This is a genomic window from Microbacterium wangyouchuni, assembly GCF_054072595.1.
Window position 1 is genome coordinate 187,983 of sequence record NZ_JBSVRM010000006.1, and the last position, 21,866, is coordinate 209,848.

21 protein-coding genes and 2 tRNA genes are annotated in these 21,866 nt (G+C 63.2%); 7 read left to right on the forward strand and 16 right to left on the reverse strand.

The window, feature by feature from the left end:
* Positions 1-116 precede the first annotated feature (116 nt).
* A tRNA-Glu gene (locus ACW5CM_RS12220) sits at positions 117-189 on the reverse strand.
* A gap of 156 nt (positions 190-345) precedes the next feature.
* On the opposite strand from ACW5CM_RS12220, the gene ACW5CM_RS12225 reads away from it, so the two are divergent.
* Positions 346-984, forward strand: a complete 639-nt coding sequence (locus tag ACW5CM_RS12225; protein ID WP_457125144.1) for an MBL fold metallo-hydrolase — start codon at positions 346-348, stop codon at positions 982-984.
* Positions 985-991: 7 nt separating this feature from the next.
* Here the strand turns inward: ACW5CM_RS12225 and pepN are convergent, their stop codons facing one another.
* Complete coding sequence (pepN, locus tag ACW5CM_RS12230; protein ID WP_457125145.1) at positions 992-3,484, reverse strand: aminopeptidase N; 2,493 nt, start codon at positions 3,482-3,484, stop codon at positions 992-994.
* A 294-nt stretch (positions 3,485-3,778) separates the two neighbouring features.
* Between pepN and ACW5CM_RS12235 the strand changes: the two genes are divergently transcribed.
* From ACW5CM_RS12235 to ACW5CM_RS12250, 4 genes are all read left to right on the forward strand, one after another.
* Positions 3,779-3,982, forward strand: a complete 204-nt coding sequence (locus ACW5CM_RS12235) for a cold-shock protein (protein WP_036279545.1) — start codon at positions 3,779-3,781, stop codon at positions 3,980-3,982.
* 163 nt (positions 3,983-4,145) lie between these two features.
* The gene (locus ACW5CM_RS12240) at positions 4,146-5,252 is read left to right on the forward strand and encodes an ABC transporter substrate-binding protein (protein WP_457125146.1); all 1,107 of its coding nucleotides are present in this window, start codon (positions 4,146-4,148) and stop codon (positions 5,250-5,252) included.
* A gap of 102 nt (positions 5,253-5,354) precedes the next feature.
* Positions 5,355-6,152: an ATP-binding cassette domain-containing protein gene (locus ACW5CM_RS12245; protein WP_438254731.1), complete on the forward strand. Its 798-nt coding sequence runs from the start codon at positions 5,355-5,357 to the stop codon at positions 6,150-6,152.
* Positions 6,149-7,402 (forward strand): sugar ABC transporter permease, encoded by a 1,254-nt coding sequence (locus ACW5CM_RS12250; RefSeq protein WP_457125147.1) that lies wholly within the window; start codon positions 6,149-6,151, stop codon positions 7,400-7,402. Before ACW5CM_RS12245 ends, ACW5CM_RS12250 begins: the two co-directional genes overlap by 4 nt.
* A 178-nt stretch (positions 7,403-7,580) precedes the next feature.
* On the opposite strand, the gene ACW5CM_RS12255 is transcribed toward ACW5CM_RS12250, so the two are convergent.
* The 9 genes from ACW5CM_RS12255 to ACW5CM_RS12295 form a co-directional block, all read right to left on the reverse strand.
* On the reverse strand, positions 7,581-7,703 hold the full coding sequence (locus tag ACW5CM_RS12255; protein ID WP_457125197.1) for a DNA topoisomerase IB-related protein: 123 nt from the start codon (positions 7,701-7,703) through the stop codon (positions 7,581-7,583).
* A gap of 82 nt (positions 7,704-7,785) precedes the next feature.
* Positions 7,786-7,857: transfer RNA gene (locus ACW5CM_RS12260), tRNA-Gln, on the reverse strand.
* 94 nt (positions 7,858-7,951) lie between these two features.
* Positions 7,952-8,449: a lipocalin family protein gene (locus tag ACW5CM_RS12265; protein WP_457125148.1), complete on the reverse strand. Its 498-nt coding sequence runs from the start codon at positions 8,447-8,449 to the stop codon at positions 7,952-7,954.
* Positions 8,450-8,512: 63 nt separating this feature from the next.
* Positions 8,513-10,018 (reverse strand): glutamate--tRNA ligase, encoded by a 1,506-nt coding sequence (gene gltX / locus ACW5CM_RS12270; RefSeq protein WP_457125149.1) that lies wholly within the window; start codon positions 10,016-10,018, stop codon positions 8,513-8,515.
* 12 nt (positions 10,019-10,030) lie between these two features.
* Complete coding sequence (locus tag ACW5CM_RS12275; protein WP_457125150.1) at positions 10,031-11,290, reverse strand: MFS transporter; 1,260 nt, start codon at positions 11,288-11,290, stop codon at positions 10,031-10,033.
* Positions 11,287-12,063 carry a fumarylacetoacetate hydrolase family protein gene (locus ACW5CM_RS12280; RefSeq protein WP_457125151.1) on the reverse strand — a complete coding sequence of 259 codons (777 nt, stop codon included), beginning with the start codon at positions 12,061-12,063 and terminating at the stop codon, positions 11,287-11,289. Before ACW5CM_RS12280 ends, ACW5CM_RS12275 begins: the two co-directional genes overlap by 4 nt.
* 139 nt (positions 12,064-12,202) lie before the next feature.
* Complete coding sequence (locus ACW5CM_RS12285) at positions 12,203-13,297, reverse strand: branched-chain amino acid aminotransferase (protein ID WP_457125152.1); 1,095 nt, start codon at positions 13,295-13,297, stop codon at positions 12,203-12,205.
* 45 nt (positions 13,298-13,342) lie between these two features.
* Entirely contained in the window at positions 13,343-14,392 is a 1,050-nt protein-coding gene (locus tag ACW5CM_RS12290) for a 3-isopropylmalate dehydrogenase (RefSeq protein ID WP_438254743.1), read from the reverse strand.
* Between the two features lie 66 nt (positions 14,393-14,458).
* Complete coding sequence (locus ACW5CM_RS12295; RefSeq protein ID WP_457125153.1) at positions 14,459-15,994, reverse strand: MFS transporter; 1,536 nt, start codon at positions 15,992-15,994, stop codon at positions 14,459-14,461.
* Between the two features lie 65 nt (positions 15,995-16,059).
* On the opposite strand from ACW5CM_RS12295, the gene ACW5CM_RS12300 reads away from it, so the two are divergent.
* Entirely contained in the window at positions 16,060-16,617 is a 558-nt protein-coding gene (locus ACW5CM_RS12300) for a TetR/AcrR family transcriptional regulator (protein ID WP_457125154.1), read from the forward strand.
* A gap of 27 nt (positions 16,618-16,644) precedes the next feature.
* On the opposite strand, the gene serA is transcribed toward ACW5CM_RS12300, so the two are convergent.
* The 3 genes from serA to ACW5CM_RS12315 all read right to left on the reverse strand — a co-directional run bounded on the left by serA (position 16,645) and on the right by ACW5CM_RS12315 (position 19,183).
* Positions 16,645-18,249, reverse strand: coding sequence for a phosphoglycerate dehydrogenase (serA, locus tag ACW5CM_RS12305; RefSeq protein ID WP_457125155.1), 1,605 nt, complete (start codon positions 18,247-18,249; stop codon positions 16,645-16,647).
* Between the two features lie 131 nt (positions 18,250-18,380).
* A complete protein-coding gene (locus tag ACW5CM_RS12310; protein WP_439254719.1) occupies positions 18,381-18,716 on the reverse strand; it encodes a hypothetical protein in 336 nt (111 codons plus the stop codon).
* Positions 18,713-19,183, reverse strand: coding sequence for a hypothetical protein (locus tag ACW5CM_RS12315; RefSeq protein ID WP_438254749.1), 471 nt, complete (start codon positions 19,181-19,183; stop codon positions 18,713-18,715). The genes ACW5CM_RS12310 and ACW5CM_RS12315 overlap by 4 nt, the downstream gene beginning before the upstream one ends.
* 70 nt (positions 19,184-19,253) lie before the next feature.
* Between ACW5CM_RS12315 and ACW5CM_RS12320 the strand changes: the two genes are divergently transcribed.
* Positions 19,254-20,192, forward strand: coding sequence for a hypothetical protein (locus ACW5CM_RS12320; RefSeq protein ID WP_457125156.1), 939 nt, complete (start codon positions 19,254-19,256; stop codon positions 20,190-20,192).
* Between the two features lie 54 nt (positions 20,193-20,246).
* Here ACW5CM_RS12320 and ilvC read toward each other — a convergent pair whose 3' ends face one another.
* On the reverse strand, positions 20,247-21,275 hold the full coding sequence (gene ilvC / locus ACW5CM_RS12325) for a ketol-acid reductoisomerase (RefSeq protein WP_438254752.1): 1,029 nt from the start codon (positions 21,273-21,275) through the stop codon (positions 20,247-20,249).
* Positions 21,276-21,356: 81 nt separating this feature from the next.
* A complete protein-coding gene (gene ilvN, locus ACW5CM_RS12330; protein ID WP_438254753.1) occupies positions 21,357-21,866 on the reverse strand; it encodes an acetolactate synthase small subunit in 510 nt (169 codons plus the stop codon).

Sequence of the window (21,866 nt, forward strand, 5' to 3'; positions counted from 1 at the left end):
GTTCTGTGCTTCTACACCCACGCTACGACGCGACATCCGAGGCCGCTTCTCGATTCCTGACGGCTTGACCGGAGATACGCGAAAACCCCCGGGTAAGCCGGGGGTTTTCTGTGTTGTGACCCCAACGGGATTCGAACCCGTGTTACCGCCGTGAGAGGGCGGCGTACTAGGCCGCTATACGATGGGGCCAGGTCTTGCGGAGCGTTTCCGTCCCGCGACAACTAGACAAGTATGCCACGAGGATTTCGGCTCCGCCAAATCGAGACACCCCGACAGAGTTTCTCGGGCGAGTCTCCGCGAGAATGGGGTTTGCCGCCCGCGCGGGAAAGGAGTTGACTCAGCGTTATGCACGTCACAAAACACGAACATGCCACGCTCCGTCTCGAACACGACGGCGACACCCTGATCGTCGATCCCGGTGTCTTCACCGCGCCTCTGGATGACCTTTCCGATGCCGTCGCGCTGGTGATCACGCACGAGCACGCCGATCACTGGACTGCAGCTCATCTTGATCGCATCCTCGCCGCGGTTCCCGGCATCCCTGTCTTCGCCCCCGCCGGCGTAGCCGAGGCCGCCGGTGACTATGACATCACTGTCGTCACCCCCGGTGACATTGTGTCCGCGGGCGCGTTCACGCTGCAGTTCTTCGGCGGCGAGCACGCCGTCATCCACTCGTCGCTGCCCGCGGTTCAGAATGTCGGTGTGCTGGTCAACGGCATGCTCTACTACCCCGGTGATTCCTACGCTGTTCCCGTGGACGTCGATGTCGATGTGCTCGCCGCTCCGCTCGGCGCTCCCTGGCTGAAGATCGGCGAAGCGATGGACTTCGTCCTCGAGGTGAGGCCGCGCCGTGCCTTCGGCGTGCATGACATGACGCTCTCTGAAGCGGGTCGCCGGATGCACCGCGAACGTCTGCAGTGGTCGACCGAGCAGCATGGCGGCGAGTTCTTCGAACTCAACCCGGGTGATTCGCTCGAATTCTGAACGATCTCTAGCCGGGCAACAGGGCCTGCGCCGCTCGCACACGCAGGTCGCGCGCGAGATGATCGCGCTGTTCGATGACGAGTCGGCGAAGCGCCGCCGGAGCCGAGTCGTTCTCCGCCAGCCATCCGTCAACGAGCGAGAGATCATCGGATGCGGGGAACAAGCCCACGACGAGACGCCGAGCGAGCTCGATGCTGCGATCTCGCCAGGCTCCGAGGATTCGATCGAAGTAGTCCTCGTCGAGACTCGCGATGAGGTCGCGGCGGCCACCGGCCCGCACACCGCTGATCACCGCACTGAGGTGATCGTTGGTCAGCGAAAGATCCTCCCAGGCCGCATGCCACGCTGTGCCGCGCGACGCGGCGATCGGCTTCGACCAGAGGGCACGCAGCGACGCGGTGCGGCCGCTGGCGGTCTCATCGCGATCAAGTTCGGCCGAGATTTCTTCCCCGGTCGCATGACCCGTGGTGCGCAGCGAAGTCAGCAGCGCCCAGCGCAGGTCGGGGTCAATGACGAGGCCGACTGGCGCTTCCCCGGCGAGGAGCGCCCGCGCCTGCTCGGCGTAGCCATCGTCATAGGCGGATGCCGCAGCGAACGCCCGCGCCCACGACAGCTGAGCGTCACTGCGGGGTTCCGCCTCCTGCAGCGCCTGCCATGTGCTCGTCAGCCAGGCACGACGGTGCTGGGCTCGCACGGCATCCGGCACAAAATGACCGACGGCATACGCAGCATTCGCAACCACCCCGCTGAGGAGGCCGATGTTCTCCTCACGCGGTGCGTGAGCTGCGACAATACCGAGATACCGCACCGCCGACAGATCGCCATCGCGTGTCGCATTCCACAGCGAAGACCACACGAGCGCACGCGGGAGCGGGTCAAGCGTAGACAGGGCCTGTTCCACCGCTGCGAGTGAGCGCTCATCCAGTCGCGCCTTGGCGTAGGTGAGGTCATCGTCATTGATCAACACGAGATCAGCGGAATCGAAGTCGACTGGCGTGCGTTCCTCGACGATGTCGAATTCGTTCTTCTCACGGAGAGCGAAACGGCCGTCGACGAGGTCGTACAGGCCCACGCGCAGACGGTGCGGACGCGGATCCGTCTGCACCAGCATCCGAGCGCCATCCGCGTCCGTCTCGAGCGAGAGTGTGGACATTCCGCTCGTCTCAAGCCAGGCGCGCGACCAAGCGCGCACATCGCGGCCCGATACGTCCTCCAGTTGGACGAGCAGATCCTCAAGCGTGGTGTTGCCGTAGGCGTGCGCAACGAAGTACCGGCGCGCACCCTCGAAGAAGTTCTCTTCGCCGACGAAAGCGACGAGTTGTTTGAGGACGGCCGCTCCCTTCGCATAGGTGATGCCGTCGAAGTTCAGCTTCGCCGCTTCGAGATCAGTGATGTCGGCGACGATCGGATGCGTCGTGGGGAGTTGATCCTGCTGATATGCCCAAGCCTTGCGGTTCGCAGCGAAGCGTACCCAGGCGTCCGTGTACCGGGTAGCGACAGCCGAGGCATGTGCGCCCATGTAATCGGCGAACGATTCTTTCAGCCACAGGTCATCCCACCAGCGCATCGTGACGAGGTCGCCGAACCACATGTGCGCCATCTCGTGCAAAATGGTGTTCGCTCTCGCACCACGCTGCGCGTCTGTCGCAGCGCCACGAGAGAGATAGGCCTCGGTGAAGGTGACCAGCCCGGGATTCTCCATAGCGCCCAGGTTGTACTCGGGTACGAAGATCTGGTCGTACTTGCCCCAGGGGTACGGGAATGCGAAGGCGTCGGAGAAGAAATCGAGTCCCTGCCGAGTGACCGTGATGATCTCATCCTCTTCGAGGTATGCCGCCAGCGACGGACGACATAGAACTCCGAGCTCGATCGTCTGTTCGTTACGCGTCCAAGTCGCGTTTACCCGGTGATACGGTCCAGCGGCGACCGAGGTGATGTAACTCGACAGCGGAAGCGTTGGGGCGAACTCAACCGTCTGGGAATCAGCGTGGTCGGTCGTAGCGACGGCGCTCTGGTTCGACAGCACGTGCCAGCCCAGCGGGGCATGCACAACGAATGTGTAGGCCGCCTTCATGTCGGGCTGTTCGAAACAGGCCATCACCCGGCGGGAGTCGGCCGGCTCATACTGCGTATAGAGGTAGGTCTCCCCGTCGACAGGGTCGACGAAGCGGTGAAGTCCCTCGCCGGATCGGCTGTACGCACCCGTTGCCTCGATCACGACGGTGTTAGAGGATTCAAGGCCGGCGATGGCGATCCGTGCACCGTCGTACGCGACCAACTGTTCGACGCCGTTGACCGTGACGCGCTGCACCGACTCGCCGATAAAATCAATCCACGTCTCAGAGACTGTGGCGTTGAACACCAATGTGGAGCTGGTGGTGAAACCTGATCTGGCCTGATCTGGGGCCTCGCGCAGGTCGAGTTCGACGCGGATAGCGTGCACTGTGACGTTCGCGGATCGCGCGGCCGTCTCGTCCCTATTCAGATTCGCGGAGCTCATCAGACCATCGTTTCACGACTCAGTCTCATCGCTGTGAACAGAAACTCGGCAGAATCCGCTAAGCTGAGTTGACACATTCACGATGGCACCCGGAATCTCCGCGTATTCATCGGTCCGATTGCCTCATTGGCATGGTGGCCACTCGATCACCTTCCACCGTCTACCTCACGCACTCAGATGAGTAGTGCCGCGATCAATCGCCGCCACTCTGAGAGCCCCCTAAGCTGCCGAGCCGAACATCGTCGAGGCATAACGGGTCGATGCTCGGCCCACGAACAAAAAAGGAAACACAGCATGGCCACTGGCACTGTCAAATGGTTCAACTCCGACAAGGGCTACGGCTTCATTGCTCCCGATGACGGATCCGCCGATGTCTTCGCGCACTTCAGCGCGATCCAGGGCAGCGGACACCGCAACCTCGAGGAAGCACAGAAGGTCGAGTTCGACACGGAGCAGGGTCCCAAGGGCCCCCAGGCGACGAACATCAACGCGCTCTGAATTAGAACAAACTGAAGGCCCGGTTTCCCACCTCGCGTGGGAACCGGGCCTTCGGCGTTTCCGGCAAAATTAACGCTCTTATGAGCGCCGCCAATGCCCTGATGTGCTCCAAAGATACGCTCGTCGAGTCCCCTTGACACAGCAGTCCTGCGAAGGAGCCTCAATGAAGATGTCCCACGGGCGAAAGTCCCTCTTTGGTATGGCGCTTGCCTCAGCGCTCCTCCTCTCCCTATCCGGTTGCGCCTCAGGAGGCGAAGAATCCGGTGGCGGCAGCGATGGTGGCGGCGGGGAATCAGCCAGTTCCGGCAGCATCGCCTTTCTCATGCCGGATCGCGGATCCACACGGTACGAGCAGCAAGACCACCCGCTCTTCGCGGCGAAGGTTGCTGAACTCTGTGACGGCTGCGAGGTCATCTACCAGAACGCGGATGCTGACGCGACGAAGCAGCAACAACAGGCAGAGTCCGCTATCGCCCAGGGTGTGAAGGTCATCGTCTTGGACGCAGTCGACACCACGGCTGCGGCATCCATCGTCACCAGTGCGCAGGCATCCGGGATCAAGGTGATCACCTACGATCGCCCGATCGTGGACGTACCGGCCGACTACTACGTCTCTTTCGACAACAAGGAGATCGGTTCACTCATCGCAACCGACCTTGTCGAGCATCTGGCATCCGAAGGCGTAACCGAGGGCGGCTTGCTCATGGTCAATGGCTCGCCGTCGGACAAGGCAGCCATGCTTATCAAGGAGGGCTCGGTCGAAGCCATCGAGGCGAGCGATTTCACCGTTCTCGCGTCCTTCGACACCCCCGATTGGGTGCCGGCCAAGGCCCAGGACTGGGTTTCCGGTCAGGTTGCGCAGTTCGGCGATGAGATCCTCGGCGTCGTCGCCGCAAACGATGGCACGGGCGGAGGCTCCATCGCCGCTCTCAAGGCCGCTGGAATCACGGACGTACCGCCGGTCACCGGCAACGACGCCGAGATCGCGGCTATCCAGCGCATCATTGCGGGCGATCAGTACAACACCATCTCCAAGCCGATCCGCATCGTCGCTGAGGCGACTGCCGAGATCGCCGTACAGCTCATGAACGGTGAGACTCCGGAAGCCGGCACTGAGCTGTTCGACACTCCCTCGCAGCTGTTCGTTCCTGAGGTTGTGACGCTCGACAACGTCAAGGAAGTCATCTTCGACGGCGGCATCTACACCTACGACCAGGTGTGCACCGATGAGTACGTTGAAGCGTGCACTGCGGCGGGTATCGAAAAGTAGCCGTCGATACGCGCAGAGCCGGTCTTGCTGCTGCAAACGCACGGGACCGGCTCTGACGCGCTCCACAGCAATCTCGCCGTCCTCGCCGGGAAAGAGGCTTCCATGACATCACCTTCCACTGATTCGCCCGTACTTTCGTTGCGCGGCATCAGCAAGAATTTTGGCGCGGTAGCCGCGCTCACGGGCATCGATCTCGATGTGCACACCGGCGAGGTCGTCGCCGTCGTCGGTGACAACGGTGCCGGAAAATCAACGCTCGTAAAAATCTTGTCTGGTGTACACAGCCAAACGGCCGGGACGATCACGTTCGCCGGATCCGATGTGACCATTCCGACGCCGGATTCCGCGTTGCAGCTGGGAATTGCCACCGTGTTCCAGGATCTCGCGCTGTGCGACAACCTCAGCGTCGTCGAAAACCTGTTTCTCGGTCGCGAGATCAACGCCTGGAAACTCAACGAGGTCGAGATGGAGGTTCAGTCGTGGAAGCTGCTGCGGCAGCTGTCTGCAAAAATTCCGTCGGTGCGGATCCCGGTGGCATCCCTCTCGGGTGGACAGCGCCAGACCGTCGCCATCGCCCGATCGCTGCTCGGCAGCCCGAAGCTCATCATCCTCGACGAACCGACCGCTGCCCTCGGAGTCGCTCAGACTGCCGAGGTGCTGAACCTGGTGGAGCGTCTGCGTGAGAATGGCCTCGCTGTGATCATGGTCAGCCACAATATGGCGGACGTGCAGGCAGTGGCGGACAAAGTCGCCGTGCTGCGACTGGGGAAGAACAACGGTACGTTCGCCGTCGGAGATGTGTCCTCGGACGAGATCATCGCTGCAATCACCGGTGCCAGCGACAACGTCGTCACGCGCCGGGCTGCTGCTCGAGCAACACAGAACGGAGCCGACGCATGAGCGACATCGATATGGCTACCAACTCCATCGCGACCGACCTCCAGGATGAGCGGCTGATCCAGCGCACCGGCTTCCGCGGCGCAGTAAGTGGTGCGATCGACCGCGTACGCGGGGGTGACCTCGGTGTTCTTCCGGTTATCGCCGGGCTGGTGATCATCTGGGGGATCTTCTCGTTTTTGAACCCGGTCTTCCTCTCCCCCGCAAACCTCGGCAACCTGCTCATGCAGTCTGCCGCCGTCGGTGTCATCGCGCTCGGTGTCGTATGCGTGCTGCTGCTGGGAGAAATCGACCTGTCCGTAGGATCTGTGAGTGGTCTTTCAGCTGCGGTGCTCGGCGTCACGTTCGTCAATATGCAGTGGCCGATCGTGTTGGCGATTCTCGCGGCGGTCGCCGTCGGCGTCGCTGTCGGCTTCATCTATGGCTTCGTCTACAACCGCTTCGGGGTGCCCTCATTCGTCATCACTCTGGCGGGGCTACTGAGCTTCCTCGGCCTGCAACTGTGGGTGTTGGGCGTTGATGGAACCATCAACCTCCCGTATGACTCGTTCCTGGTCTGGTTCGGGCAGCTCGCCTTCGTGCCTGCCTGGTTGTCGTACACGCTCATCGCGCTGACTACCGCGGCGTTCTTCGGCTACCAGTTCTTCACAGCCCGCACACGACGGAAGGCCGACCTCTCCACAAAGTCGCTGCAGATGATGTTCGTCCAGACCGCACTCCTGGCTGTTCTGCTGCTGCTCGCTGTCTGGTACCTCAATCAGGGGCGTGGCATCGGCTGGATGTTCGTCTTCTTCGTTGGCCTCGTGCTGGTCATGCAGTACGCGCTGACGCGCACCAAGTGGGGTCGCTCGGTCTACGCTGTCGGCGGCAACCGTGAGGCTGCTCGCCGCGCGGGGATCAACGTGAACTGGATCTACATGTCGGTGTTCATGCTGGCCTCGTCTTTCGCAGCGATCGGTGGCATGCTCGCTGCTGGACGACTCGCAGCGGCCGCGCAGAGCAGCGGCACCGGAGATGTCAACCTCAATGCGATTGCGGCAGCTGTCATCGGCGGAACGAGCCTGTTCGGCGGGCGCGGATCCGCCTATGCCGCGCTGCTGGGCATCATCGTGATTCAGTCCATCTCGAGCGGGCTGACGTTGATGAATCTCGATTCTTCGTTCCGGTACATGATCACCGGCGCGGTGTTGCTTCTCGCAGTCATGCTCGATGCGGCGTCTCGCCGCAGTCGCACGACGCACGGACGTGCATGATCAGCGCTTCTGCAAGATCCGCAGCACGCACTGTTCTTCGACGGTGAGATAGGTTCGTGGACGCATTCGGGTCATAGCTCGTCGAACTTCAGGGATCGTCACACCGTCCTCGACGGCGCTGAACACGCGAGGATCAAATCGATCAGCTTCACGATGCAGGCGACGACCTTGTCCTCACTCAGCCGATGTCGCCGCAGGTCTCGATCGACCTGCTTACGCAGCCGTGGCCGACGCGCGGCGAACGCGCGATCTCAACATCGGACCAGGCCGGCGGAATCGAAAGAGAATCTATGCGCTTGATCTCACGTTTGCTTCACGTTGACTCGAAAGCGATTCCCCGGGAAAGCAAGAACTCCCCGCTCGAAAGCGGGGAGTTCTGAATGCTGGGGTACCTGGACTCGAACCAAGAATGGCGGTACCAGAAACCGCTGTGTTGCCAATTACACCATACCCCAAGGGCAAAACCGGAGCCTTGCACCGAGAGTTAACTTTACCCGACTTCTGTGTTCCTGCCAAAACGTGCGCACCCCTCCGGGCGCGTCGCCGCGGTCAGATCTCGACCCGGCGTCCGGACTGACCCGCTTCGATCCAGTTCTTCACCTCATATCCTTGCAACCGCGCCTCCTCGAGGTACTCCGCACGGGTGGCAGTATCCGTCTGAGGCTCTCTCCCGAGCAACCACAGGTACTTGTGATCGGGCGTACCGACGAGCGCATAACGGTAGTCAGAATCGATCTTTAGAACCCAGTAGTCCGCCTTTGTGAACGGAATCCAGCGCAACCCCTCGGGAAGGAAGGTGACCTCCAACCGGCCCGGGTGATCCTCATCCGGAATCGCCAAACCGAGCGCCTGAGTCGGCTCTCCCTGTTCGTCGCGACAGCGGTTGTCGACCTTTACGGTGCCGTCGTCGTTGAGCGAGTACTCCGCTGTGACATCGGTCGCCTTGTCGTCTTCATAACGCAACGGCAAACGCCCCAACTCGTACCAGAGGCCGAGATAGCGCTGCAGATCAAATACATCGACAGAGCGTGCTTCATGGTCGGTCATTGTTCCTCCTCGTTCGGTCTGCACCACGGTATTCGGTCACAGAGCTCACGATGAGGGGGTTGCCTATCGGCGCAAGTGCTGAGACAGTGCGCCGAGGCGACGCAACGACTCTTCCTTGCCGAGCAACTCCATCGATTCGAACAGCGGCGGCGATACCCGGCGTCCGGTGATGGCCACGCGAGGAGGCCCGTAAGCGACGCGAGGCTTCAACTCCAGCTTCTCCACGAGTGCTGTTGACAGCGCCTCCTGGATCTTCTCGGTGGTGAACTCGGTGGCCGGCTCCAGAGCCGCGGTGCAGGCATCCAGAACATCCGCTGCGTTCGCAGGCAGACCCTTGAGCGCATCGGCGTCATAGGAGACATCGTCCGAGAAGAGGAATCCGACCATGCCGGGCACCTCCCCCAGAAGCTGCACGCGCTCGTGCACGAGCGGTGCCACCCGGAAAGCCATCACGAGCTGTTCGTGGGTCGGTTCTTCGAACAGGCCCGCAGCGGCGAGATACGGGATGGTGCGTTCCGCGAAGTCCTTCTCCCCGAGCATCCGAATGTGGTCGCCGTTGATCGACTCGGCCTTCTTCTGGTCGAAGCGAGCCGGGTTCGGGTTGACGTTCTCGATATCGAACGCCTCGATGAACTCGTCGAGAGAGAAGATGTCGCGGTCAGGGCCGATAGACCAGCCGAGCAATGCGAGATAGTTCAGCAGGCCCTCGTGGATGAAGCCACGCTCGCGGTGCAGGAAGAGGTCTGCCTGCGGGTCGCGCTTGGACAGCTTCTTATTGCCGGTCTCCCCCAGCACCAGCGGCATGTGAGCGAAACGGGGCACGAAGGTTGTGACGCCGGCGTCGATCAGCGCGGCGTAAAGCGCGAGCTGACGTGCAGTCGAGGGCATGAGGTCCTCGCCGCGAAGCACGTGGGTGATTCCCATCAGTGCGTCATCGACCGGGTTCACGAACGTGTACAGCGGGATGCCGTTGGGCCGAACCACCACGAAGTCGGGGAAAGACCCGGCGGGGAAGGTCACTTCTCCGCGGATGAGGTCGACGTACGTGAGATCCTCATCCGGCACGCGCAGGCGCAGCGCCGGCTGACGCCCCTCTGCGCGGAAAGCTGCCTTCTGCTCATCGGTCAGGTCGCGATCGAAGTTGTCGTAGCCGAGCTGCTTCGCCCGACCGGCTGCCTCGTTGCGTGCGTCAATCTCCTCCGCGTTCGAGTAGCTCTCGTATAGCGCACCCGTCGCGAGCAGCTTCTCGATGACGCCGCGGTAGATGTCGTGACGCTCAGACTGGCGGTACGGCCCGTGCGGCCCACCGACCTCGACGCCCTCGTCCCAGTCGATCTTCAGCCAGGTGAGAGCGTCGACGAGCTGGCGGAAGCTCTCCTCGCTGTCGCGTGCGGCATCCGTGTCTTCGATGCGGAAGATCATCTTGCCGCCGTTATGACGGGCGTACGCCCAGTTATACAGGGCAGTGCGCACCATACCGACATGCGGCAGACCCGTCGGAGACGGGCAGAAGCGAACGCGGACGTCAGAGCCCGAAGCAGTGGTGGTGAGAGCGTGAGGAGTAGCCATATCTCCTCAATCCTACGCGGGTGTCCGAAGCCTTCCGAGCGGAGACGCGACGGCGATCGTGATTACGACGACGGCTGCGACCACGGCGAGGCCAGAGTACTGGAAGTTCGCCATCACGACCCCCGCGAGAACTGCGCCACCGGCGCCGCAGAAGCTCATGAGCGAGTCGCTGCGTCCTTGGCGACGCGTACGAAGTTCCGGTGTGGTGGCTTCGGTGAGCAGAGCCGCGCCAGCAACCGTCGAGGCGCTCCAACCCAGGCCCAACAGGATCAACGCGATCATCACTCCCCCCGCCTGATCGTTGGTGAAGAAGGCGAAACCGAGGGCTGCTGCGAGCAGCACCTGTCCCAGCAGAACCACGCGCAGCCGGCCCCAGCGGTCTGCGAGGATGCCGAAGACCGGCGACAGGGCGTACATCCCCGCTACGTGAGCGGCGATCGTGATGCCGACAAGTGTCGTGATGTCTGTGGATGATGCGTGCCCACCGTGCATGTCGTGTGCCATGTGCGACAGATGGATCGGCGTCATCGCCATCACGGAAACCATCACGATGTGCGCACCGGCGATAGCGAACATCGCGTAGCGGGCGACGCCAGCGTGGTCGCGGAGCGCCGCGGTGTGCGTCTGCGCGGCGGCTGCCGCCAGCATCCGCTGTGCCAGCAGCAGCGGGTCGGGCCTGAGAGCAATGATGTACAGGATGAAGGCGGCCGACTGGGCAACGAGCGAGAACAGGTACGAACCGGTCTGCGGCGGCATCCCGATGGCCTGACCCACGATCTCACCGGGGCCGAGCAGCAGCGGACCTGCGACACCGCCCACAGTGGTCGCCCACACGACGATCGACAGATCACGTCCGCGGTGCACAGGCTGCGCGAGATCGGTTGCGGCGAATCGCGACTGCAGGTTTCCGGCGTTCCCGGCGCCGATGAGGATGATCCCGACCAGCAGCAATGGGAAGAGACGCAGCGCCGCTGCGAGGATGACGATGCCAATGCCGACGAGCGCGAAGAGGTTACCGAGGGTGAGCGCGCGCCGACGGCCGAACGCACTCGCGAACCGCGCGAGCGGAATGGCGCACAGCGCCGCCCCGAGGGTGACGGAGGCGGTGGCAAGTCCGGATAGCGCATCGTCCCCGGAGATGTCGGCGGCCAGCAACGCTCCGAGAGAGACGGTCGCACCGAAGGCGATGCCGCCGAGAACCTGTCCTGCCGAGAGGACCAGCACCGTTCGGCGCTGGAGAGCGCGCTGCTCCTGAACGGTCGGTACGCTCACGAAACCGGGATCGCGTCCCGCACGGAGCTGCGCAGGATGCCAATGCCTGAGACCTCGACTTCGACGGTGTCCCCGGCGACGAAGGTGCCTACCCCGGCGGGCGTTCCCGTGAGGATGACGTCACCGGGAAGCAGCGTGAACACCGCTGATGCGTATTCGATGATCTCTTCAACCGAATGGATCATGTCGCTGAGCGGCGCGCTCTGACGCACTTCGCCATTCACGCGTGTCTCGATTGTCGCGTCATCCCGCTCGAATTCGGTCTCGATCACGGGGCCGAGCGGGCAGAAGGTGTCGAAACCCTTGCCCCGAGTCCACTGTCCGTCTTTCTTCTGCAGGTCGCGGGCAGTGACGTCGTTGGCGACGGTGTACCCGAACACATAGTCCAGAGCATCCGCTGCCTTGACGTTCTTGGCGATGCGACCGATGACCACGGCCAGCTCACCCTCGTGCTCGGTGCGCTCAGACAGGGTCGGACGCACGATCGTGTCGCCAGGGCCGATCACCGAGGTGTTGGGCTTGAGGAACAGCAGCGGTTCTTCGGGTGCCACTCCCCCCATTTCTGCGGCGTGATCGTGATAGTTCTTGCCGACGCAGACCACCTTCGACCGCGGAATGACGGGTGCGAGCAACGCAACATCCGCCAGCGGAACGCGCTCGCCCGTGGTTTCGAAACCGGCGAACATCGGATCCCCATCGAGGACGACGAGCTCTTGCTCATCGAGGATGCCGTAGCGAATAGCGTCATTGTGGCTGAACCGAGCGATCTTCACCCTGTCAGCCTACTCGCGCGGTCGATCCGCTTCATCCGTCTGCCCGGATGCAGGGCGAAAAGACGGATGCAGGACGAAACACCGTGGTTTCGCCCTGCATCCGTGCATCGGCCCTGCATCCGTACAGGTAGAACTGAGGTCAGCCGTCGAGCCGCTGCAGCCAGCCGTGCTTGTCTGCGCGGCGACCGTATTGGATGTCGGTCAACTCTTCCCGCAGGGACAGCGCGAGGTCGCCGATGGGCTGCTGATCTTCGAACTCGCCGGTCACCAGAGCGCCGATCGGAGTCACAACCGCCGCGGTACCGCAGGCGAAAACCTCGACGATATCGCCAGATGCCACCCCGTCGCGCCATTCCTGCAGGGAAACCGCACGCCGCTCGACGGTGTGTCCGCGGTCCTCGGCCAACTGCAGCAACGAGTCGCGGGTGATTCCTTCCAGGATGCTGGCGGAGTGCGGAGTGACGATACGCCCGTCCTTGTACACGAACACGACGTTCATGCCACCGAGCTCTTCGACATTGCCGTCCTGATCGAGGAAGACGACCTGGTCGCAGCCCTGATCGGCGGCCTCAGCCTGTGGGAGCAAACTCGAGGCGTAGTTGCCTCCGGTCTTTGCTGCCCCTGTGCCGCCCTTGCCTGCACGCGCATACGTCTCGGACAGCCAGATCCGCACCGGCTTCACTCCGCCCTTGAAGTACGAGCCTGCGGGGCTCGCAATCAGGTAGTACGCCACCTTCTGCGCGGGACGCACGCCCAGGAACGCCTCTTTGGCGAACATGAACGGCCGGAGGTACAGGCTCTGGTCCTCGCCCGACGGCACCCACGCGCCATCGACCGCAACGAGCTCGCGCAATGACTGGAGGAAGTACTCACTCGGCAGCTCTGGCAAGGCCATGCGCCGGGCACTGCGCTGCAGGCGCGCGGCGTTCTGGTCGGGACGGAACGTGTACACAGAGCCATCCGCGTGGCGATAAGCCTTAATGCCCTCGAAAATCTCCTGGCCGTAGTGCAGCACGGCAGCTGCCGGATCCAAGGAGATCGGCCCGTAGGGCTGCACGCGCGGGCGGTGCCATCCACCGCGTGCCGACCAGCAGATATCGACCATGTGGTCGGTGAAGACCGAGCCGAAGCCCGGTGCCTTCAGAATCTCTTCACGCTCAGCAGCGGATTTTGCTGCGAGGTTCTTCGTCACTGCGAACTCCAACGGAGCGAGTTCGGTTTCGGTGGTTGTCATGTCACATCCTGCGTTCGATGCGGGCGGCGCTCGCGTGAATCCAGACTACGCCTGGAGTCTGGCGATGATGGCGTCGCCCGTCTGGCTGGTGGTTCGAGAGCCGTCTCTGGCTGCGATGTCCTCCTCGACCGCGCGTGTCACGCGGGCCGATTCCTCGCGGAGCCCGAGATGGTCGAGCAGGAGCGAGATAGACAGGATGGCCGCAGTCGGGTCGGCTTTCTGCTGACCTGCGATGTCCGGCGCCGAGCCGTGAACGGGCTCGAACATCGAGGGGTACGCGCCGTCGGGGTTGATATTGCCCGAAGCGGCGAGGCCGATGCCACCGGTGACGGCGCCTGCCAAATCCGTGAGAATGTCGCCGAAGAGGTTGTCGGTGACGATCACGTCGAAGCGATCGGGGTTTGTGACCAGGAAGATCGTGGCCGCATCGACGTGCAGATAGTCTACGACCACATTCGGATGCTCAACGGCCACCTCGTTGACGATGCGCTGCCAGATGCCCCCGGAGTGGACCAGAACGTTGGTCTTGTGCACCAGTGTGAGCTTCTGACGGCGACGCTCGGCGAGAGCGAATGCGTAGCGCACGACGCGCTCGACTCCGAAAGCAGTATTGACGCTCGTCTCATTGGCGATCTCGTGCGCAGTGCCGACTCGGATGGCACCGCCATTGCCGACGTACGGACCCTCGGTCCCCTCGCGGACGACGACGAAGTCGATCTCGCCCGGATCCGCCAGAGGCCCGGATGCCCCGGGATACAGTTTCGACGGACGCAGATTCACGTAGTGGTCGAGTGTGAACCGCAGCTTCAGCAGCAGGCCGCGCTCGATGTTCGCGTTCTTCAGGCGCGGGTCGCCAGGTGTTCCTCCGACAGCGCCGAGGATGATGGCATCCTGCGCCTTGATCGCTTCCAGGTCTTCATCGCTCAGCGTGTCGCCGGTTTCGAGATAGCGTGCAGCGCCGAGCGCAAAGCGCGTCTTGTCGAACACGACATCGGATCCGGCGGTGACGGCGTCGAGCACCTTCTCGGCTTCTGCGACGACCTCGGGGCCGATCCCGTCACCCGGGATGACCGCAAGCTTCACGACACGCGACATGGACTCTCCTTGCATCGGGATCCGCGGCGTCGAGGCTCCGGCGCGCGGTATCTCCCAGCGTACTGGTCAGCGTGCGCGTGGTGCGCGCAGTGTGACGGCGGCTATCGAACCAGCGAGCACGACGAGTGCCGCGCCGATCAGTGACGTGACCATGATTCCGGATTCAAACGCGGACGCCGCAGCATCCCACAGCGCCGTGCCGACCGCATCCGGCAACTGCTGAGCTGACGTGTAGGCGCCGGCAAGAGTTTCCCGGGCAACACGACCGGCTTCGGCAGGCACGCCTTCTGGAACCACGAGTGCACCGCGATACAGAGCCGTGATGACTCCGCCGAGGATGGCTGTGCCCAGCACAGCCCCCAGCTCGTAGGCGGTCTCTGAGACGGCACTCGCTGCACCCGCTTTCGAAGCGGGTGCGCTGGAGAGGATGAGTTCGTTGGAGATGGTCTCTGCCGCACCGATTCCGATCCCGAGCACAGCGAAGGCAATGATCAGCGGCAATGGCCCGTGCCCTGCTGCCGTGAATGCGACCAGGAGGTATCCAACGACAGAGAACACCAGGGCGGCAGGCACGACCAGATGCGGAGGCAGACGGCGCGATATCGGCACGACGCTGAGCCCGGCGACGATGACGGCGAGCATTCCCGGCACGAGCGCCAGGCCGGCCATCATCGGTGACATCCCCAGCACGAGTTGCAGGTGCTGCGGGACGAAGTACAAGAATCCCACCAGCGCCACCACGCTGAGCAGGTTCACCAGGATCGCACCGGAGAAGGAGCCCCGGCGAAACAGTGCCATATCAAGCATCGGAGACTTTGCGTGCAACTGCCGGCGGACGAACATCACGCCGAAGACGACCCCGACGATCGCCCACGCCGCGGCGATGAGAGTGGGACCGTCCACAGCAAAGGATTTGATCGCGTACACGATCGGGATCATGGTCCCCAGCGAGAGCAGGATGCTGATCGGGTCGATCTTGCCCGGTGCAGGGTCGCGGCTCTCCGGAACAAGGAGGGGCGCGCAGATCAGCAACGGAATGAGCACCGGCACGGCGATGAGGAACACCGATCCCCACGCGAAGTGTTCCAGCAGGATCCCACCGACGATCGGGCCGAGCGCGGCACCAGCGGAGAAGGCGGAGGCCCACACGGCGATGGCCATTCGTCGCTGATCGCGATTCTGGAAGATCGAGCGCAGCAGCGACAGCGTCGAGGGCATTAGCATTGCTCCGAAGAATCCGAGCATCACGCGCGCCACGATCAGCAATGCGGCTGTGGGCGCGAAAGCAGCGAGTACCGAGACCACCGCGAAGCCTGTGGCACCGAACAGCAGCATGCGGCGGCGGCCGAATCGGTCCCCGAGCGTTCCCATCGTGACCAGCAGACCGGCGAGCACGAGCGGGTACGCGTCGATGATCCACAGCTGCTGGGCACCGGATGGTGCGAGAGCGATCGCGATCTCCGGCAGCGCGAAGCTCAACACCGTGGTGTCGACGGATACGAGCAGTACGGGCAGCATCAGAACGACGAGTGCGAACCACCCGCGTGCGCCCACACGCGGTGCGTAGATTCCGCCGGTGTCAGTCGGCGTGGCCTGGGTCATGGAGATCCTCTTCTGCGTTCGACGGCGTCGAGATACTGAACCGTCCAGATGGTATAGTAACAGACATGGCCAGACCTCCCCGCGCCCGAAAGCGCGTCCTGGACGCCTTCGAAGCGATCCTCATCGAGGATGGTGAGCGCACGGCGACACTGGATGCGACTTCCAAGGCCGCCGGAGTCTCCAAGGGCGGTCTGCTGTATCACTTCGCAGCGAAAGAAGACCTGATCACCGGGCTCCTGGAGCGTCTCGAAACTCTTGCGGAGGAAGACCTCGAACGCATGGCGTCTGCCCCGGAGGGTGCTGTCGCCTATTTTCTGCGCACCTCCGTGATGGAAGATGCCGCGCTCGACCGCGCCTTGGTCGCCGCATCGCGCGTCGCGCAGGGAGGTTCCGTCGCAGCATCCGAGGCTTTGAGACGCATCCGCGAGGCATGGGCTGCTGCTTTACGCCCCCACGTTCGCGATGAAACAGCGCTCGACCTGGTGATGCTACTCAGCGACGGCCTCTACTACAACAACGCGCTGGATGCCGCGGGCGCTGAAGCCAGCGGACTCGCAACACCGGTGCCGGTCGGAGACCGGCTCGACGAACTCATTGCGCTTGTTCTGCGTTCCGCCTCCTGAGCGCTGAGCTCAGGAGGCGGGCGCTGATCAGACCTCGGTGATCTCGATCTCGCGCATGACGTTGGCCTCAATCGCCTCGCCGACCTCGGCGAGCAGGTCCTCGGGAACGCGGGAGTCGACGGTCAAAACGGTCAACGCCTGGCCACCTGCTTCACGGCGAGCAACCTGCATGCCGGCGATGTTGATGCCTGCCGCACCGAACTTCTGGCCGTACACCGCCACGATGCCCGGACGGTCGGTGTACTGCATGACGATGTGGTGCGTCTCGATCGGAACCTCGATGTCGTGGCCGTTGATGCCCACGATCTTCTGCACCATTCGGGTGCCCGCCAGAGTACCGGCCACGGACAGCACAGTGCCGTCGGCCAGAGCCCCGCGCAGGGTGGTGAGGTTGCGATACTCCGGGCTGTCCTTCTCGACGATCAGACGAGCCTCGATTCCACGCTGCTCTGCGAACAGCGGGGCATTGACGTAGGAGACATTCTCACTGACAACATTCGAAAGAATGCCCTTGAGCGCAGCCAACCGGTAGACGCTGACGTCATAGTCCGCCAATTCGCCGCGGACCTCGATGTCCAAGCTCGTGAGAGCAGACGTGGTCAGGCCACTGAAGATCTGACCGAGCTTCTCGACGAGCGCGATGCCCGGACGGACGAACGGGTCGATGATGCCGCCAGCGACGTTGACAGCATCCGGAACCAGGTCACCCTCAAGCGCGAGCTTGACGGAGCGGGCGACCGAAACGCCGGCCTTCTCCTGTGCCTCGTCGGTGGATGCGCCGAGGTGGGGTGTGACGACGACGTTCGGCAGGTCCAGCAGGGCGTGTGCGGAGCCGCCCTCCGCCGGAGGCTCAGAAGTGAACACGTCGAGACCGGCACCGGCGATCTCACCGGCGATGAGAGCCTCGCGGAGAGCCTCCTCATCGATCAGGCCGCCACGGGCGACGTTGATGACGTAGGCGGACTTCTTCATCGCCGCGAACTGTTCTGCGCCGATCATGCCTGTCGTTTCGGGCGTCTTGGGCATGTGGATCGTCAAGAAATCTGCCTCAGCGACCAGCTCGTCGAGTGTGCGCAGTTCGACGCCGAGCTGCTGCGCGCGTGCACTCGTGACGTAGGGATCGTAGGCGATGACCTTCACGCCGAATCCCTGCATTCGAGCGGCCACCAGCGCACCGATACGGCCGAGGCCAACGATGCCGAGGGTCTTCTCGAACAGTTCCGTACCGGTGTACGCGCTGCGCTTCCACTGGCCGGCAGCCAGCGATGCGTGCGCCGCGGGCACGTGGCGGGCAAGGCTGAGAATGTGCGTGCAGGTGAGTTCTGCAGCAGAGATGATGTTCGACGTCGGTGCGTTGACCACCATGACGCCGGCCTTCGTCGACGCCGGGATATCGACGTTATCGAGGCCCACCCCGGCGCGGGCGACGACTTTCAGCTTCGGTGCGTGGCTCAGTGCCTCCGCATCGATCTTGGTCGCAGAGCGGATGAGGACGGCCTGCGCGTCAGCGAGCGCCGCGAACAGCGCCTCTCGATCGGTGCCGTCGACTTGTCGTACGTCGAAGTCGGGGCCGAGGGCCTCGATCGTGGCGGGCGAGAGAACTTCGGCGATGAGCACGACGGGCTTCGACACAGCGGATCCTTCGAGATAAGCGACAAGCGCGGGTGGGATCGATGCGCCGCACACCGTCGGGGCGCGATCGGTTCCACCTTACCGGAGGGTGAACGGTGCTCCGTGCCGTGTGACGCGATGCGTCATGCGCACTATCCGGTCAGCGAGGCGAAGTTCAGGGTGCTCAACGCGACGACGTTCATCCAGAACACGGCCACCAGGCCCAGTCCAGCGATCAGAGTGATGCTGAGCTCCGCGGCGCTGCGGCGTCGGCCTGATGCGTAAGCTGCCGCGAAGACCAGGATCGGGAAGAGCACCGAGAAGATGAGCACGAACCAGCCGTACGCGTTCAAGCCGAAGCCGGCCACTGCTGCCAGGTACGCGACGGCGTTCCACACACCGTAAGCGTAGAAGAGTCCTGCCAAACCGATGATGATCGTCTTACCCAGGCCGAGGCTCTGCCCACGGGATGCTGTCATCTCGCTCATGCTCCGATCACTCCTGTCATGACGAACGGCCAGGGCACGAGCAGAAACACTCCGCCCAGCAGACCGAGCACGCGCACCCAACTGGCTGCGGTACGGGTCAAGAACCAGACGGCGGCGAACCACAGGGCGGGGGCCAGCACCGCCGCCCACAACGCCACCTGGTACATGACGCCGGGAATCAGGAACAGCGCGCCGCCTTGCAGGTTGAGTCCGCCGACGATCCAACCGATCGTGTACAGCAGGTAGACGCCGCCGACGATACCCAGCAGAAGGAGCATCGGCGTGCTGAGTGGCTTCGACTCCGTCGGAGCGGTTACGGAACCGTCCTCTTCGAGGCGCCCCACCGTTTCGCTGTCTTTGCCGACGGCATTCCATCCATCCGGCAGCGCAGGAGTGGCGGCTGGCTGGGGCGCAGCCGTGTCTTCATCGCCCGCCCAAGAGAGAGCGTCGTCAGCATCCGATGTCATGTGTCCAGCGTAGCGATCACTGCACCCCGCCCGATATGCTCAGGGCGTTCATAGTCTGAGGAGAATTTACGTGGTTGAGCGCAAGAACAAGGTCGCCGATTCGGCTGACGCCTCCGTGCCGGAGCCTGCCGACGGATCCGACCGCTCCTGGGTTCCCACCCCGGCGTCGAAGAAGAAGGCGACGACCTTCCGCTGGATAGCAGCAGCATTGTGGGCTGTCGCCATCGCGGCCGAAGCCGTCGCGATCTTCTGGCTGCTGCGCCAGCGCGAGTTCGTCGGCGAAGACGGCACGCTGATCCGCGACCCCGATACCGGGCTTCTGGAAACACAGAATGCGACCGCCACCTTCCCGCAATGGGCCTTCATCGCCCTCATCGTCGCCCTCGTCGTGATCGCAGCGCTCTCGATCACCGGTTCGATGCTGTGGAAGAAGGCCAATCGGCTGGATCCGGCGAAGAAGTCCGACACCGTTCGCTTCTTCGTGCAGAACCAGCTCGGTGCGATCATCGCCATCGTCGCGTTCCTGCCGCTGATCATTCTGATCTTCCTTAACAAGGACATGGACAAGGGGCAGAAGACAACGGCCGGCATCATCGGCGTCGTCCTTGCGGCTGTCGCGGTCGCACTGGGGATCGACTACAACCCGCAGTCCGTCGAGCAGTACACGGCTGACCAGTCCGCCGTGATTCAGCTGCTCGGCCAGGACGAGGTCGTCTGGGTCGCCGGTGGCAGTGTCTACCATGTGTGCGACGAGGTCTCGGATATTCAAACGGGCAGCGAGAAGATCACCGGCACGACCGCCGAAGCCATCGAGGCCGGCAAGGGCCGGCTCACGCTGAAGTTCGTGTCCGAGCTGCGCGCCTGCGATCTGGCTGTTCCCGAGAACGCCGATGAGATCACGGATGCACTGCGTGAGATCCAGGGCGGGGCCGTAGACACACTGCTGCCTCAGCCGGTGTGGGCTGACCCGGCAGATGATCCCCTCAAGCTTGAGGCTGTCGCCGAATAGCCGAACGCAAAATGGGCGCCCCGCGAGGGGCGCCCATTTTCGTACCGCGGTGGATCAGCGTGCGGCTGAGCCGTCGACGTAGTCCTCGTCCTGCTGCTTCCATGAGAACAGCGAACGCAGCTCCTTGCCGGTGACCTCGATCGGGTGCTGCTCTTCCTTGGCGCGCAGCTCCTGGAACTCCTTGCCCCCGTTGTCCTGGTCGTCGATGAAGCGCTTCGCGAAGGCGCCGTTCTGGATGTCGGCGAGCACTGCCTTCATGCTCTCCTTGACCCGGTCATCGACAATGCGCGGACCCGAGACGTAGTCACCGTACTCTGCTGTGTCAGAGATCGACCAGCGCTGCTTCGCGATGCCGCCCTCCCACATGAGGTCAACGATCAGCTTGAGCTCGTGCAGCACCTCGAAGTACGCGATCTGCGGCTGGTAGCCCGCCTCGGTCAGCGTCTCGAAGCCGGCCTGCACGAGGTGGCTCATGCCGCCGCAGAGCACAGCCTGCTCGCCGAAGAGGTCGGTTTCGGTCTCTTCGGTGAAGGTCGTCTTGATGACGCCGGCGCGCGTGCCGCCGATGGCCTTCGCATACGACAGTGCCAGCGCCCAGGCCTGACCTGAGGCGTCCTGCTCGACAGCGATGATGTCCGGGATGCCACGACCGGCGACGAACTCGCGACGCACGGTGTGACCGGGCGCCTTGGGAGCGACGAGGATGACGTCAACGCCCGCGGGAGCGTCAATGTAGCCGAAACGGATGTTGAAGCCGTGCGCGAACGCCAGCGTCTTGCCCTCAGCCAGGTTGGGGGCGATCGAGTCGGAGTAGATCGTGCGCTGGTGCTGGTCCGGCGCGAGGATCATGATGACGTCGGCCCAGGCCGTCGCATCCGCAACATTCTTCACCGGGAATCCGGCTTCTTCTGCCTTGGCGATCGACTTCGAGCCGTCCTTGAGCGCGATGGCGACCTCTACGCCTGAATCGCGAAGGTTCATCGCGTGGGCGTGGCCCTGCGAGCCGTAGCCGACGATCGCGACCTTCTTGCCCTGGATCAGGGACAGGTCTGCGTCATCGTCGTAGAAGATCTCAGTACTCACGTTGTGTTTCTCCTTGATTGTGGTTGTTTCAGGACCAGACGGTCCCTGCAGGACCAGACGGTCCCTGAGCTTGTCGAAGGGTCAGCTGCGCAGAACGCGCTCTGTGATGCTCTTGCTGCCGCGCCCGATGGCGAGCAGTCCGGATTGGGCGAGTTCCTTGATGCCGAACGGCTCCAGTGCGCGCAGCAACGCCTCGACTTTGCCCTTATCGCCGGTGACCTCGATCACCAGCGCATCGGCGGCATAGTCCACGACCGAGGCGCGGAACAGGTTCACGACTTCGATCACGTTCGAGCGAGTCGTGTTATCTGTTCGCACTTTGACGAGGACGTGCTGGCGCTGCACGGAGGATGCCGGGTCGAGCTCAACGATCTTGATGACGTTGATCAGCTTGTTCAGCTGCTTCGTGACCTGCTCGAGCGGCAGCTTGTCGACGTCGACGACCACAGTGATCCGGGAGATTCCCGGAACCTCGGTCACCCCGACGGCGAGGGATTCGATGTTGAAGCCGCGGCGGGCGAACAGTCCGGCGACACGAGTCAGCAGACCCGGCGTGTTCTCCACGAGGAGACTCAGAACGTGAGTTGACAT

Excerpts from the sequence above, each read along its gene's own strand:
- gltX (WP_457125149.1), bottom strand. The coding sequence starts at position 10,018 with ATGGCTACTCCTCACGCTCTCACCACCACTGCTTCGGGCTCTGACGTC.
- ACW5CM_RS12285 (WP_457125152.1), bottom strand. The coding sequence starts at position 13,297 with ATGACAACCACCGAAACCGAACTCGCTCCGTTGGAGTTCGCAGTGACG.
- ACW5CM_RS12250 (WP_457125147.1), top strand. The coding sequence starts at position 6,149 with ATGAGCGACATCGATATGGCTACCAACTCCATCGCGACCGACCTCCAG.
- ACW5CM_RS12295 (WP_457125153.1), bottom strand. The coding sequence starts at position 15,994 with ATGACCCAGGCCACGCCGACTGACACCGGCGGAATCTACGCACCGCGT.
- ACW5CM_RS12235 (WP_036279545.1), top strand. The coding sequence starts at position 3,779 with ATGGCCACTGGCACTGTCAAATGGTTCAACTCCGACAAGGGCTACGGC.
- pepN (WP_457125145.1), bottom strand. The coding sequence starts at position 3,484 with ATGAGCTCCGCGAATCTGAATAGGGACGAGACGGCCGCGCGATCCGCG.
- ACW5CM_RS12290 (WP_438254743.1), bottom strand. The coding sequence starts at position 14,392 with ATGTCGCGTGTCGTGAAGCTTGCGGTCATCCCGGGTGACGGGATCGGC.
- ACW5CM_RS12240 (WP_457125146.1), top strand. The coding sequence starts at position 4,146 with ATGAAGATGTCCCACGGGCGAAAGTCCCTCTTTGGTATGGCGCTTGCC.
- ACW5CM_RS12300 (WP_457125154.1), top strand. The coding sequence starts at position 16,060 with ATGGCCAGACCTCCCCGCGCCCGAAAGCGCGTCCTGGACGCCTTCGAA.
- ACW5CM_RS12245 (WP_438254731.1), top strand. The coding sequence starts at position 5,355 with ATGACATCACCTTCCACTGATTCGCCCGTACTTTCGTTGCGCGGCATC.
- ilvN (WP_438254753.1), bottom strand. The coding sequence starts at position 21,866 with ATGTCAACTCACGTTCTGAGTCTCCTCGTGGAGAACACGCCGGGTCTG.
- ACW5CM_RS12225 (WP_457125144.1), top strand. The coding sequence starts at position 346 with ATGCACGTCACAAAACACGAACATGCCACGCTCCGTCTCGAACACGAC.
- ACW5CM_RS12315 (WP_438254749.1), bottom strand. The coding sequence starts at position 19,183 with ATGACATCGGATGCTGACGACGCTCTCTCTTGGGCGGGCGATGAAGAC.
- ACW5CM_RS12310 (WP_439254719.1), bottom strand. The coding sequence starts at position 18,716 with ATGAGCGAGATGACAGCATCCCGTGGGCAGAGCCTCGGCCTGGGTAAG.
- ACW5CM_RS12265 (WP_457125148.1), bottom strand. The coding sequence starts at position 8,449 with ATGACCGACCATGAAGCACGCTCTGTCGATGTATTTGATCTGCAGCGC.